The 13,488-nt window shown below is 70.4% G+C and carries 11 protein-coding genes; 4 read left to right on the forward strand and 7 right to left on the reverse strand.

Features of this window, described 5'->3' with window-relative positions:
• Positions 1–87: 87 nt before the first annotated feature.
• Complete coding sequence (locus tag ACIBGM_RS39785; protein ID WP_360521719.1) at positions 88–534, reverse strand: metallopeptidase family protein; 447 nt, start codon at positions 532–534, stop codon at positions 88–90.
• A gap of 31 nt (positions 535–565) precedes the next feature.
• Between ACIBGM_RS39785 and ACIBGM_RS39790 the strand changes: the two genes are divergently transcribed.
• Positions 566–949: a DUF3499 domain-containing protein gene (locus ACIBGM_RS39790; protein WP_396388503.1), complete on the forward strand. Its 384-nt coding sequence runs from the start codon at positions 566–568 to the stop codon at positions 947–949.
• On the opposite strand, the gene ACIBGM_RS39795 is transcribed toward ACIBGM_RS39790, so the two are convergent.
• The 4 genes from ACIBGM_RS39795 to ACIBGM_RS39810 form a co-directional block, all read right to left on the reverse strand.
• Positions 950–2,428 carry a DUF5719 family protein gene (locus tag ACIBGM_RS39795; protein WP_396388504.1) on the reverse strand — a complete coding sequence of 493 codons (1,479 nt, stop codon included), beginning with the start codon at positions 2,426–2,428 and terminating at the stop codon, positions 950–952.
• Entirely contained in the window at positions 2,425–5,337 is a 2,913-nt protein-coding gene (locus ACIBGM_RS39800; protein ID WP_360521728.1) for a glycosyltransferase family 2 protein, read from the reverse strand. Before ACIBGM_RS39800 ends, ACIBGM_RS39795 begins: the two co-directional genes overlap by 4 nt.
• 285 nt (positions 5,338–5,622) lie before the next feature.
• Positions 5,623–5,874, reverse strand: coding sequence for a WhiB family transcriptional regulator (locus ACIBGM_RS39805; protein WP_020389877.1), 252 nt, complete (start codon positions 5,872–5,874; stop codon positions 5,623–5,625).
• 426 nt (positions 5,875–6,300) lie between these two features.
• Positions 6,301–7,545, reverse strand: a complete 1,245-nt coding sequence (locus ACIBGM_RS39810) for a hypothetical protein (protein ID WP_360521731.1) — start codon at positions 7,543–7,545, stop codon at positions 6,301–6,303.
• Between the two features lie 114 nt (positions 7,546–7,659).
• Here ACIBGM_RS39810 and cofD point away from each other — a divergent pair, with 114 nt between their 5' ends.
• From cofD to ACIBGM_RS39825, 3 genes are all read left to right on the forward strand, one after another.
• Entirely contained in the window at positions 7,660–8,637 is a 978-nt protein-coding gene (gene cofD / locus ACIBGM_RS39815) for a 2-phospho-L-lactate transferase (RefSeq protein ID WP_396388505.1), read from the forward strand.
• A complete protein-coding gene (locus ACIBGM_RS39820) occupies positions 8,634–9,608 on the forward strand; it encodes a coenzyme F420-0:L-glutamate ligase (RefSeq protein WP_396388506.1) in 975 nt (324 codons plus the stop codon). Before cofD ends, ACIBGM_RS39820 begins: the two co-directional genes overlap by 4 nt.
• A gap of 124 nt (positions 9,609–9,732) precedes the next feature.
• The gene (locus ACIBGM_RS39825; RefSeq protein ID WP_360521739.1) at positions 9,733–10,413 is read left to right on the forward strand and encodes a DUF3105 domain-containing protein; all 681 of its coding nucleotides are present in this window, start codon (positions 9,733–9,735) and stop codon (positions 10,411–10,413) included.
• 804 nt (positions 10,414–11,217) lie between these two features.
• Here ACIBGM_RS39825 and ACIBGM_RS39830 read toward each other — a convergent pair.
• The gene (locus tag ACIBGM_RS39830) at positions 11,218–12,315 is read right to left on the reverse strand and encodes a mannose-1-phosphate guanylyltransferase (RefSeq protein WP_396388507.1); all 1,098 of its coding nucleotides are present in this window, start codon (positions 12,313–12,315) and stop codon (positions 11,218–11,220) included.
• A gap of 11 nt (positions 12,316–12,326) precedes the next feature.
• The gene (locus ACIBGM_RS39835; protein ID WP_396388508.1) at positions 12,327–13,478 is read right to left on the reverse strand and encodes an NAD(+)/NADH kinase; all 1,152 of its coding nucleotides are present in this window, start codon (positions 13,476–13,478) and stop codon (positions 12,327–12,329) included.
• Between the last annotated feature and the right edge of the window lie 10 nt (positions 13,479–13,488).

Genomic DNA, 13,488 nt, shown 5'->3' on the forward strand with positions numbered 1-13,488 from the left:
GACAACGACGGACACAAACCGGTTCCCACAGTACGGAACAGGATTGGACACCAGTGCGCAGGTGGTCTTGTCCGGCGCGGCGCCGGCTCAGTCGTCGCCGGCCTCGAACTCGGGGTCGATCTGCTCCGGCGACAGCGCGAGTACGTCGGCCAGTTCGAGCACCAGCGCGGACCGGACCAACCAGGCCAGGCTGGTCGCGGACCGTTCGGCCCGCAGCTCGATCGGGCGGCGGAAGACCACGATCCGGTACGGCTCGTGCGAGGTGCCGCCGCTGGAGTGGGTGAGCGGGATCTCGACCGCGTCCAGGTCCAGGTTCGGCACGTCCTCGATGGCGAACTCGACCCGGGCGACGACCTGCGGCAGCCGCTTCTCCAGCCGGGTCACCTCGACCGCGACCACCTCGTCGAACTGGGCCGCGGCGGATCGCTGCAGCGGCAGGCCGCGGGGCGCGAACTTGCTCGGGCGGCTGATCGGGCCGAGCATGCCGCGGCCGTGGCGGTCGATGTGCCTGCGATGACGGCGAGCCTCGGTCACGCGCTCAGCCTAGTGGGGGTAACGTCTGGTCGTGAGCATCGCCAGGATCTGTTCGCGCGCCGCCTGTCACAAGTCGGCTGTGTCGACGCTCACGTACGTCTACGCCGACTCCACGTGTGTGCTCGGCCCGTTGGCGACGTACGCCGAACCGCACTGCTACGACCTGTGTGCCGACCACGCCGACCGGCTGACCGCGCCGAACGGCTGGGAGGTGATCCGGCTGGCTCCGGACCCGGCTGCGGCCGGACCGTCCTCGGACGACCTCGAGGCGCTGGCGAACGCCGTACGCGAAGCCGCCCGCCCGCTTCCTCCGCGCGAGCCGGGTCGCGGCGCGCCGGGCGCGCCGGTCGAGGTGGCCCGCCGAGGTCACCTGCGGATGCTGCAGGATCCCGGCGCGAACTCGTCCGAAGGCTGACTAGCGCAGCGCGGCCCGGACGTCGGGCTGGGCGCCGAGCTGGGCCCGGAACACCAGCGACGTGTTGAGCGGCCACGCGGCCACCTGGGCGACGTCGTCCTCGTCCGGCTTGGCGGCCGGCATCAACGTGACACCCGCGATCATCGTGCCCCGGGTCTGCTCGACCGTCAGGTACGTCGTGCGCGGCTGAGCCGGGAACGGGATCTGGGTGGTCGCTCCGGCGAGCACGTCCAGCGCCCGGGTGTTCAGAACCTTGCCGTTGGCGTCCCGGAGCTCGAACTTCACGCTCCCGTTCTTGCCCGGCGCGGTCACCTGCAGGATCGCCGGCTGCTTGTGCGCCGGCAGCACCAGGTACGCCGGACCGGTCAGCGCCTCGGCCGACCCGAGTGACGCGAAGTCGCTGCCGCTCGCGTCCACCATCCGCATCGACGCCGTGACCGGCTGGTCGGCCGTCACCGTGACCGCACTCGGGTCGCCGTGCAGCACCGGGTCGAGCCGGAACGTCTTCACCGAGCCTGCCGGGATCTGGACGGTCTCCAGGCCGGCGGGCTTGAACGGCCCGTTCGGCCCGTGCACGGTCAGTCCGGCGGTCGCCTGCAGGTCGCCGGGGTTCGCCACCGACAGGATCCGCAGTCCGGCCCCCGGCGCGACCGCTGGCACGAACACCTTGGCCGCCGGCGGCGCCGACGGGTTCAGCCAGTCCACACCGGCCGGCTTCTTGCCGTTGGTCGCGTTGTCCCGCAGCGCCGGCGCGACCCGGCCGCCGGTGGACTCGACGTGCAGCGCGATGTCCCGCAGGTTCCGGGCGACCAGGCCGAGGTAGAGCTCGGTGGTCCCCCGCGCCGGCACGACGATGCCGCGAGCCGCAGGCAGGTCCTGGGGACCGCTGCGCGCGTAGATGGTGACGTTCACCTCGGCGTTGATGCTGTCCAGGTTCGTCAGCACGAGCACGTCGCGCCGGTCGGTCGCGCCGGAGGCTCCGACGAACCAGAAGTCCGAGCCGGGCAGCTGGCACGGGGTGCTTGCCATGCCCTCGTTCACGCCTTCGATGGAGGTCGTCGTACTCGTGCCGACCGTGCCGGCCGCCAATGGGCCGACGCCGCGGATCGACAACGGCGCGGGCTTGGTGACCGGGGTGCTCGAGCCGATCTTGCCGCGCACCAGCAACGAGCCGACCGGGTCGGCGTTCTCCGACAGGGCCGCGATCGACAGCGGCGTGTCGTCGCCCGCGGCGGTCGGGGTCCCTTCGGGCAGGGTCGGCGACACCGCGTTGACCACGCTCGACAGCTTGCCGCCGCCCGCGAGGGCCGGGCAGGACAGCGCCGTACGGTTCACCACTGTGCGGGCGGGTTCGCCGGTCGTCTCGGCCTGGGTCGACGGCTCCTTGGCGTGAGTCACCACGCCGAGACCAGCCGCGGCAGCCATCGCCAGCACGCAGGCACCGAGCCGGATCCGCGCGTCCGAGAGCAGTCGCCTCATCGGTCCCTCCTCGCGTGGGTGCCGTGCGGCATCGCGACGGTCCGGCGGACCGTCGGGAGGCAGAAGACCAGCGCGATGATCCAGGCGATCAGTCCGAGCACCCGCCACACGCTATGCGTGTCATAGGTGAGCGGCGTACTGCCCGGGTTCTCCGAGCGGTCGACCAGCCAGGCGGCGTCGCCGTCGTCGGCACTGGCCCGGGTGAGACCGGGCAGCGAATCGAGTGTCGCCTGCAGCGTCGGGTCGACCGGCGCGGGCAGGTAGACGTAGTCGATCGCGAGCGCGGCCAACTGCCGGCCCTCCTCACCCGTGCCGCCACCGCCGAGCGTCGACAGCACATCCGTGATCGGCTTGGTCTGCTCCGCCTTGGGCGCGGCCTCCAGCGAACCCATCCGCGGGCCGCCGTCCTTCACCAGCGAGTACCGCATCGGGTTGTTCCCGTCCTTGCGCACCACCAGGACGGACGCGTCCTCCGGCGGATCCTGCGCGGAGATCAGGTACGCCGGGAGGTCCTGAGCCGGACCGCGCCACAGCGGACCGTCGGCGCCACGCACCAGCCAGAACCCGGCCGTCACGATCGTGGTCACCAGCACGATCCCGAGCACGCCCTGCACAAGGAGCGCGGTGGACTTGCCGACCGAGTCCCACGCCACCGTCACCGCGACGATCCAGCCCGCGGTCATCAGGAACATCAGCGGACCACTGCCGCCACCGAGCCGGCTGGCAATGAGCGTCCCGAGCAGACCCAGCAGGGCGGCGAACCATCCGAGCAACTCGTACCGCTGCCGGGACTCCCGCAGCAGGCTCACCAAGGCCACCAGAATCAGCGGTACGACGAACCACCACGGCGTCGGCGCACCAATCGGCGTACCGGTCATGAGATGCGGCAGGCTGTCGCCCGGGCCGACTGCAGCAGTAGGCGGTCCGCCAGCTTCCTGCCCGAGCCGCGACGGGTGCAGCACCAACTGGATCGTCCACGGCAGCACCAGCAACAGACCCAGCACGACGGAGAACACGAGCTGGCGACCCTGTCGACGCCACCCGAGCCCGAGCACAGCGGCGAAGACCAGCGTGACGCTGACCAGCAGACCGAGCGCCGGCGTGAACGCGAACAGCACCGCCTGGCAGATCCCCGCGAACCATGCGGCCCGCCAGCTGCCCTGGATGACGACGCGACGCCGCCGGGCGACCGTGTGGACAGCAGCACCGAGCAGCGGCAGCACGATCGCCGCCACAACCGTGCCGAGCCGCCCCTGCGTGATCGCTCCGTTGGTGAACACAGCAAGCCCGTACGCCGATGCGCCCCAGGCCCGCGCGACACGGTCCATGACGAACGCGCGCAGCAGAACCCATGCGGAGAGTCCGGCCAACGGAACAGCGCCGAGGAGCAGCAGGTTCGTCGCGCCGGACGGACCGAACATCACCGTGGAGAAGGCCCAGAACTGTCCAAGCCAAGCAGGCGGTGTCACACCTGGCGGTGCGGACGCCGCGGCTTGCCAGAGCGCACCGAGCGTTTCGTGCGGAGGCAGCAGCAGGTTGGACCGCAGCACGCCACTGCCGATCAGGCTGCGGCCGGCGACGAACGCACCGATCGCCAGGAAGACCCAGGCGATCAGGAACGGGCGGCGGATCAGCTGCCGGCGCCAGCGCGGCTGGTCGACGGCTACGCGGGCAGTGGACTTCGCACGGCGTGCACTGGTGACGACCTGCTCTTCCGGCTCGTCCGCCCAGGCTTCGCGGATCCGCTCGGAGATCGTGCTGGTCGTCTCCTCCAGGTTGTGCCGCAAGGCGTGCACGGACCGCGAGAACAGGCCTTTGATGTCGTCGTACGGGACTCGGTCGAGGCTGCGGCGGTCCCTGCGGGCCTGGGTCCAGCCACCCGCGAGCAACGTGCCGAGCAAGGCCGTCCACTCGTCGACGGCGCCGGACGGCGTCTTGCCGAGCAGGAACCAGATCGAGCGCAGGATCGTGCCGAACAGGAAACGCAGGATCAGCAGCGGCAGCAGCTTGCCGGGCGCGTTGGCCAGCACGGTGTAGTACGCGTGCGAGCGGTCGAGCTGGTAGGCGTGCCGCCGGGTGCCGGCCAGCGCACGGTCACCGGTCGCCGCGGCCTGTGCGTGGTAGACGACCGCGTCCGGCGCGACGCCTACCTGGTAGCCCGCGCGGCTGGCGCGCCAGCCGAAGTCGATGTCGTCGCGGAACATCGGCAGCCGCGGGTCGAAACCGTGCAGCGCCTCCCAGACGTCGCGACGGACCAGCATGCCGGCCGAGCTGACCGCGAGCACGTTCCGCAGCTGATCGTGCTGGCCCTGGTCGAGCTCACCGTTCTCGATGCCGGTGTCGCGGCGGCCGCCGAGCGAGGTGGTGACGCCGACCTCGAGCAGCTCCCGGTCCCGCGGCCAGAGCCGCAGCTTCGGCCCCCAGACGCCGACCTCCGGCGCCATCGTGGCCTGAAGCAACAACTTCTCCAGCGCCTTCGGGGCCGGCGCGCAGTCGTCGTGCAGCAGCCACAGCCACTCGACCACGGGCATGTGGCCGTCGTCGCCGTATGGGCCGACCGCGGACGGGATCGGCGCGAAGCCGACCGCCTCGATGCCGCGGGACACCGCCGTACCGAAGCCGGTACGGGCGGAGACGCTGACCACAGGCTCGACGCCGGGCATCGCGGCGAGCAGCTCCGCGGTCTCGTCGGTGGAGCCGGTGTCGACCGCGATCAACCGGTCGGGGCGTGGGTTGAGGGCCCAGAGTGCTTCGGACAGCCGGGGCAGCCAGGCCGCGCCCTCGTGCCCGACGACGACCGCGGTGACGACATGCCGGACCCGCGGGCGACCCATCGGGTCGTGGGTGTGGTCGGTCGGGAAGTCGACAGCGTCGAAGAACTCCCAGCCGGCCGGAGCTTCTTGTTCCATGCGGAGCGGTGACACCTTTGCGGGGGAAGGACGGCCTGCACCCGCGACCCCGGGGAGTCGCGACGAGGACTCACCATACAGCCGCGACGGTGAGCGACGCCCCGCTCACCCCAACTCCCTGTGGACAGCCGCGGGCCCCGGCGACAGATGTCGAGCCGGGGCCTCCGCGGGTGTATCTCTCGAGTTGTCCTGCTGTGGTTGCCGAACTGTGCTGATTCCTTCCCCACCCCGCCGCCCCGGTCGGGGCCTGGTGGCAGGGCACCGGACCGGAACGATCAGCGGGGCCTAGACGGCCTTTTTCTTCAGCTTGCGGCGCTCCCGCTCCGACAGCCCGCCCCAGATCCCGAAGCGCTCGTCGTTCTGCAGTGCGTACTCGAGGCACTCGCCCCGGACGTCACAGCCGAGGCAGACCTTCTTCGCCTCGCGGGTGGATCCGCCCTTCTCCGGGAAGAAAGCCTCCGGGTCGGTCTGGGCGCACAGCGCCCTTTCCTGCCAGTTCGGCTCCTCCTCGATCGCCTCACCGTCGACAATCGCCATCAGGCCCTCTGTCACGGTACGACCTCCTCGACCCTGTTCGTTCCCCTGTACATGTGGGTTTGCGGTCCACATGCCTGACCTCGTCCGTCCTGCGCTCTGCAACGGTCCCCGATACCGAGTGTCCAACGAACGACACGGTTGAAATTACATTCCTGCAATCCACGAAAGTCAAGCCGTGGTCTGCTATTGGCATCATCCGCAACACGGCTGCAAAAGAACGAGAGGCCTGCGTACACAGGCCTCTCGCATCCGTGTGGTACCCACCGAACCGGCGGAAAAATGTTGACCCCGCAGGTTGGGTAAGGGCTTGCTGCCTTGTCAGGAAGGCGATTCGGGCGCAGCGGGCTCGATCAGGCAATGGCTTGATTCATCACCTGATGCAGTGCTTGATGCAGTGCTTGATGCAGCGCCTGATGCCGAGCCCGGTCAGGACGGCTGGGACCACCAGCCCTGTCCCTGGCCCTGCTGCTGTCCCGGCTCGTCCTTGTCGGACTCGGAAACCCGCGGATCCACGCGGGTTTCGTCGGCTGCCTCGGCGGCCGGCTGCTCCGGCTGCGTCGCCGGCTGCGCGTCGGCGTCCGGAGTCTCCTCGGCCGACCAGGACTGCTCGCCCGGCTGCCAGGACTGCTGGGCCTCGGGCTGCACCTGCTCCGTCGCACCCTGCTGCCAGGACGGAGCCTCCGGCTCGGCCTGACCCGCGTCGGACTGCTGCGCGGACCACTCCTGCTGTCCCGGCTGGCCGTAGTCCTGACCACTCCACTGCTGCTGACCGGCGTCGCCGCCGCTCCATTGCTGCTCCTGCGGCCACTGCTGACCTTGCTCCTGGCCGGACCACTGCTGCTGACCCTCGGCGCTCCACGCCTGGGTCGGCTCGGCGGCGTGCTGGCCTTCAGCGGACCATCCCTGCTCACCGACCTGGCGCTGAGCCTCGGCGTCACCGGCCGACCAGTTCTGCTGCTCGCCCTGGTTCCAGCCCTGCTCCTGCGGCCACTGCTGCTCGCCGCCTTGCGCGGCTGCGTACCCACCGGCAGCACCCGCGGCTGCTCCACCGGCTGCCGCCGCGCCGTAAGCGCCGTACTGACCCTGGCCCTGGTCCTGGCCGTACTGTCCGTACTGCTGGCCCTGCTGCTGACCGTAGCCACCCTGCTGGCCGTACTGACCCTGCTGTCCGTACTGCTGCTGGCCGTACTGGCCCTGCGGGGCGAACTGGCCCTGCTTCGGCGCGCGAACCGGCGCCGGGAGGGACTGGAAGGTCTTCAGGATGTAGAGCCCGGCGGCGCCGTACAGCGCAAGGCCGCCGAGGGCGTAGATGAAGCCGACGATCTTCAGGCCGGCGGTGCTGGTCTCGGCGAACCCGGCGAAGGCCGTGATCAGGCCGAGCAGCACGACCACGCCGGCGATGACCAGCGCGGCCAGGGTGACGGTCCGCGCGTTGGGGGTGCGCTCGCCGAGCTCGTTGACGAGCCAGACCGAGCCGACCAGCGAGAGAAGGATCACCAGCGCGGTGAGTCCGGGCGGAGTGAGCGTGCCCTGCACGCCTCCGGCGGCAGCCGTGAAGCCGGCGCCGCCGACGAACAGGCGAATCAGCGAAGCCAGCGCGATCAGGCCGGCGAAAGCGAGCAGGATATACGCGACCGGCTCTCTGAGCTTCTTGGTTGCGTCGGTGACCACGAGGGCTCCTCGGGATGTTGGGGGCCGTACAAACAGCTGTGCGGTTGGTTATGACCCACCGCAGCATAGTCGTGCGGTGGTCCGACGCATTGACGACTCGTGCAGACTCTTCTCATGCGATTGACAGTGCTGGCCGGTGGCATCGGCGGTTCCACCTTCCTGCGCGGCCTGCTCAAGGCCCGCCCGGACGCCGAGATCACCGTGGTGGGGAACACCGCGGACGACATCACCCTGTTCGGGCTGCGGGTCTGTCCCGACCTGGACACCGTGATGTACACCCTCGGCGGCGGCATCTCGGCCGAACGCGGCTGGGGCCGGGAGGACGAGACCTGGGTGATCAAGGAGGAGCTCGCCGCGTACGGCGTGGAGCCGACCTGGTTCGGTCTCGGCGACCGGGACGTGGCCACCCACCTGGTCCGCACCCAGATGCTGGACGCCGGCTACGGGCTGACCGCGGTCACCGAGGCGCTGTGCGAGCGCTGGAAGCTGCCGGTGCGGCTGCTGCCGATGAGCGACGACCGGATCGAGACCCACGTCGTGGTGGACGACCCGGACAACCCCGGTCGGCGCAAGGCGATCCACTTCCAGGAGTACTGGGTGCGCCTGCACGCCGAGGTCCCGGCGCACCAGATCGTCGCGGTCGGCCAGGAGAAGGCCAAGCCGGCTCCCGGTGTGCTCGACGCGATCGCGGACTGCGACGTACTGATCATCCCGCCGTCGAACCCGGTGGTCTCGGTCGGCACCATCCTCGGCGTCCCCGGGATCCGCGAGGCGGTCCGGGAGACGCCCGCGCCGGTCATCGGGCTGTCGCCGATCATCGGCACCGGTCCGGTCCGCGGCATGGCCGACAAGGTGCTGGCCGCGGTCGGCGTCGCGTCCACCGCCTCGGCGGTGGCTCGGTACTACGGTTCGCGGACGTCGGGCGGCGTACTGGACGGCTGGTTGATCGACACCTCTGACGCGATCCAGGCCGACTCGATCGCCGGCGCCGGAATTCACGTCCAGGCGGTGCCGTTGTGGATGACTGACGAGAACACGACCGCCGCGATGGCCAACGCGGCGCTGAACCTCGCGGAGGCAGTCCGGCGATGAGGAAGCACCTGGAGATCTACCCGGTCATCGGGCTGCCCGAGGTGGCGGCCGGCGCCGATCTGGCGGCGCTGATCGGTGACGAGGCGGACCTGCGCGACGGCGACGTCGTCTCGGTCACCTCGAAGATCGTCAGCAAGGCCGAGGGCCGGCTCACCACCGCGACCCGCCACGAGGCGGTCGACGCCGAGCTGGTCCGGATCGTCGCTCAGCGTGGCGAGACCCGCATCGTGCAGACCCGCCACGGCCTGGTGATGGCAGCCGCCGGCACCGACACGTCCAACACGGCCGCAGGCACCGTCCTGCTGCTCCCTGTCGACCCTGACGCGTCTGCGCGGGCGCTCCGAGCCGCCTTGAAGGAGCGGTACGACGTGAACGTCGGCGTAGTCATCACCGACACCCTCGGCCGCCCGTGGCGCAACGGCCAGACCGACCTGGCCATCGGCGCCGCCGGGGTGCGCGTGGTGGAAGACCTGCGCGGTACGACGGACAGCCACGGCAACGTCCTCGCGGTCACCGAGCCGGCGTTGGCCGACGAGATCGCCAGTGCGAGCGAGTTGGTCAAGGGCAAGGCCGACGGTGTGCCGGTCGCCGTACTGCGGGGGCTCGGTGACGTCGTACTCCCGATCGGCGAGGACGGACCGGGCGCACGGGCGCTGGTGCGGGACGCCGAGTTCGACATGTTCAGCCTGGGGACGCGTGAGGCCGCGCGGGCCGCCGTACTGGAGCGGAGCGCTCCGGCCGGGCCGCGGGAGGTGGACCCGGCGCTGTGGGACGGGCTGCTGGACGAGGTCGAGGACATCCACCTCGAGGTGCTTGACAACGCTGTCACGGTGTTCGGGGACGAGCCGGTCGCGGTAGGGGTGATCGCCGAGCGGATCGCCGTACTGCTGCATGCCGAGGGGTACGGCGTCGAGGTCCGCACTGGGCCGGGCAGTGAGGCCACGATCACGTTCGGCTCACGGTCGAAGTAGCTTCTAGGCAACCTCTCAGGGTCGGTGCGTACACTGCATCCGCACGGCGGCGTCTTGGCCGCCCCGACCCGGGAAGACGAACACTGTGGGTAAAGCGTCGTCGCAGAAGCAGTCGCGCCGCCAGATGATCGAGAAGATGCAGCGGGACCAGGCGCGGTCCGACCGCAACCGGACGATCCTCATCGTGGTGGCGTCGATCATCGTCGGACTGGCCATCATCGCCTACCCGGCGATCCGGCTGATCCAGGACTCCCGGACCAAGAACCAGGCCATCGCCGAGCTCGGCGTGGACGCCACGGCCGCCTCCTGCGACAAGGTCATCGACGACCAGGCCTCCGGCACCCAGGACCACAAGCCGGACGGCGAGGTCATCGCCTACCCGGTGTCGCCGCCGTCGTCCGGCCCGCACTACGCCGTCTGGGCGCCGTTCGGGAAGAAGTTCTACACCGTCGACGACCGCCCCGCGGTGCCGAACCTGGTGCACAACCTGGAGCACGGCTACACGATCCTGTGGTACCGCGACACCCTTCCCGAGGACCAGATCGACCTGATCGAGAAGATCTCCAAGGCGAAGCTGCCCGACTCCTCGATCGGCAAGTTCATCGCCGCCCCCTTCAAGGAGTCCGACGGCAAGCCCTGGCCCGAGGGCAAGAACGTCGCCTTCTCCCACTGGAGCGGCAACGCCGCCGGCCAGACCACCGCCCTCGGCCACCGCCAGTTCTGCGGCTCCGTCTCCGGCACCGCCCTCCAGCAGTTCATGGACAAGTACCCCGCCTCCGACGCCCAAGAACCCAACGGCGGCTGACCTCCCGCTAGCTCCAGCCGCCGCCGAGGCCCCGTCCAAAAGGACACCGCCTTCGGCGGCGGCTGCTTTTGTTCCGCCTTCGGCGGGGCCGCGCATGGTGGATCCGCCCAACGAGCTCGGCGAGCCAACCGCGGAGGACCGGACACCACCTCCGGCGGGCCGGACATCGCGGATCCGCGGCCAGCTGATCGGCGAACGGACTGCCCCTGTACTCGTGGCAACTGTGGGGGCCTGACCCGCGATGCGGGGACCTTGAACACGTTATTGCTTGTTCAAGGCACCGACTTCCCGTCGCAGCCCCCGCCCGCCGGAGCGTGCGCCGCCACCGCACCAACGCCAACCGCCAGGGGCTTGAACACCCACCGGGGACCGTGAACATCTGACCATGTGTTCAAGGTCCCGACCGCGTCGGCACGGACCCCATTCTCGACCTGCCGACACCGATCTGCAGGGAAATCCACGCTTGGCCGGATCCCACGAACTTCGACAACTCCCTGCGCTCCATCCGGCGCCCTCGCAATCCACAGTTGCCGACCGCAACCCGATCCCGCGACAACAACGCCACCAACCACCTTCGCCCAGAGCTCACCACGGTCCTCGGGTCACACCTCCCGCGGGATCCGCGTAGCTGCGTCCTTCCCGACCAGCACGATCTCGCAGCGGAGCCCGCGGTCCACCCAGGATCCGCTCGGGCAACTCACCACCCACCACAGTTGCCAGCGGCAACCCGATCCGCCAGCAACCACGCCACGCCAAAAGAACAGCCGCCGCCTGGGCGGTGTCCGTCGGCGGCGGCTGTGGGCCTCAGGTGTAGCGCTGGGCGTGGTCGGATTGGACTTGGGCTACCAGGTCCTTGATGCGTTCGCCGTCGGCGAGCGGGCAGACCATGGTGACGTCGTGGGTGTGGACGATGATGTGGCCGCGGAGGCCGACGGCGGCGACGAGGTGGTCGGGGTCGTCGGTGACGATGATGTTGTCGTGGGAGTCGAGCAGGCAGCTCAGCGTGGTGCCGTCGGTTCGGTTGCCGCAGGCATCGACGTCGTACGTGCCGGCCAGGGCGGCCCAGGAGCCGACGTCGAGCCAGTGCACCGGCATGGGTACGACGACCACGTCAGCGTCGACCTTGCCCTGGGAAGCGGGTTCCATCACGGCGTAGTCGACGCTGATCTTGCGCAGCTGCGGGTAGATCTCGGCGAGCGTCGCATCGCGGGTCGGGGTGTCCCAGACAGACGCGACCTGGCGGAGCTGGGCGGCCGACTCGGGCAGCAGGTCGTCGAGGACGCTGAGCACGGTCTCGGCCCGCCAGACGAACATGCCGGAGTTCCACCAGAACCGCCCGGTGGCCAGGTACTCCTCGGCGGTCGCCCGGTCCGGCTTCTCGCGGAACCGATCGACGACGTACGCCGAAGTACCGTCGATCACCTCGCCGCGTTCGACGTACCCGAGGCCGGTGTGCGGATGGGTCGGCTCGATCCCGAACGTCACCAGTGACCGGGGTCGTTGCTCGACGAGCTCGAAGCCGCGGGCGATCGCGGCCCGGAACTCCTCCTCGGGGGTGATCAGGTGGTCGGACCCGACGATCGCGAGTACGGCGTCCGGGTCGTTGCGGGCGACCACCGCGGACGCGAGGCCGACCGCGTTCGCGGTGTCGCGGCCGACCGGCTCGCCGATGATGTTGTGCTCGCCGAGCTCGGGGATCTGCTCGCGGACCAGGTCGGTGTGCGCGGCGACCGTGCACACGTAGATGTTCGCGGGGTCGACGAGCCCCTGCAGGCGGTTGTACGCCACCCGCAGCAGCGAGTTGCCGGCCGCCAGGGGCAGCACCTGCTTGGGTTTGTCGGCCCGCGACAGCGGCCACAGCCGCGTCCCCGAACCGCCGGCCAGGATCACCACGTTTCGCATGAGGAGAGACCCTACCGGTCATCCCCAGGCGGAGACACGGCCCGAGCCACCTCCGACGGCGGAGCGTCGGCGTCGCCGGGTGGTGGGGACAGGCAGTCGTCGCCAGGCGGTGGCGAAGGATGGGCGTGTGTGGGTAGGGAAGGGTGGGCGTCGGGGGGTGGTGGGGGGAGGCGGAGGTGGGCCAGGTCGGGTGGGACTGGGGTGGTGGGGCGCCAGAAGGCGTCGGATTCGCCGTCCAGGGCGGTGGCGGGGGCGTCAGTCAGGCGGAAGCGGTCGCGGAGGCGGCCGTAGAAGTCGGTCGGGCCGAGACGGACCAGGCGGAGCCGCCGGGGCGCGCCGTACACGCCGATCCAGTCGCCGGGATCGAGTACGCCGCGCAGCTGCCCGTCGATGCTGACCGCGGCCTGCCCGGAGTGCGGGAGGACGCGCAGCCCGATCGACTCGTCCGGCGCCGCGACGACGGACCGGTTGAAGGTCATGTGCGGCGCAACCGGAGTGAACACGATCGCCTCGGTGCTCGGCGACAGGATCGGCCCACCGGCGGCGAAGCTGTACGCCGTCGACCCGGTCGGCGTCGCGACGATCACCGCATCGGCCGAGTACGACGCCAGCAGCCGCCCCGACAGGTACACCCCAAGCGCCACCTGGTGGTCCCGCGCCAGCTTCTCCAGTACGACGTCGTTCAAAGCGGTCACGTCCAGCGCGACCCCCCAGCCGTCGCCCTCGGTGCTCTCCGGCCGGACCGTCGGCGGCGGCAGCGACGGACCGTGCCCGTACCGCAGCAGCGACTCGATCCCACTCGGGATCTCCAGCGGCCGGGACGCCCGCATGGTCAGCGTCATCCGCTCCTCGATGGTGGCGCCGCCGTGGTGCACCGCCTCGAGCGCCTCCTCCACGTCCCGGCATGCCACCTCGGTCAGGAAGCCGACCTTGCCGAGGTCCACCCCGAGTACGGCGGCGTCGTTCTTGGCCGCGATCCGGGCACCCCGCAGGAACGTCCCGTCACCGCCGAGAGTGACGACCAGGTCCGGGTCCCCGGCGTGGTGCAGCTCGTCCATGCCGCTGCGCCGGTCCTCGTGCGCCTTCCACACGTCGATGTCGGTACACCCGATCCCGTGCCGGCTAGCCCACTCCCGCACGGTCCCGGCCGTCTGCACGGCCACCGGACGCCCC

The sequence above is a fragment of the Kribbella sp. NPDC050470 genome, from assembly GCF_044458365.1.
Classification (GTDB): domain Bacteria; phylum Actinomycetota; class Actinomycetes; order Propionibacteriales; family Kribbellaceae; genus Kribbella.

Coding starts and splice junctions, on each gene's coding strand:
- ACIBGM_RS39825 (WP_360521739.1), top strand. CDS start 9,733: ATGATCGAGAAGATGCAGCGGGACCAGGCGCGGTCCGACCGCAACCGG.
- ACIBGM_RS39800 (WP_360521728.1), bottom strand. CDS start 5,337: ATGGAACAAGAAGCTCCGGCCGGCTGGGAGTTCTTCGACGCTGTCGAC.
- cofD (WP_396388505.1), top strand. CDS start 7,660: ATGCGATTGACAGTGCTGGCCGGTGGCATCGGCGGTTCCACCTTCCTG.
- ACIBGM_RS39830 (WP_396388507.1), bottom strand. CDS start 12,315: ATGCGAAACGTGGTGATCCTGGCCGGCGGTTCGGGGACGCGGCTGTGG.
- ACIBGM_RS39805 (WP_020389877.1), bottom strand. CDS start 5,874: ATGGCGATTGTCGACGGTGAGGCGATCGAGGAGGAGCCGAACTGGCAG.
- ACIBGM_RS39795 (WP_396388504.1), bottom strand. CDS start 2,428: ATGAGGCGACTGCTCTCGGACGCGCGGATCCGGCTCGGTGCCTGCGTG.
- ACIBGM_RS39820 (WP_396388506.1), top strand. CDS start 8,634: ATGAGGAAGCACCTGGAGATCTACCCGGTCATCGGGCTGCCCGAGGTG.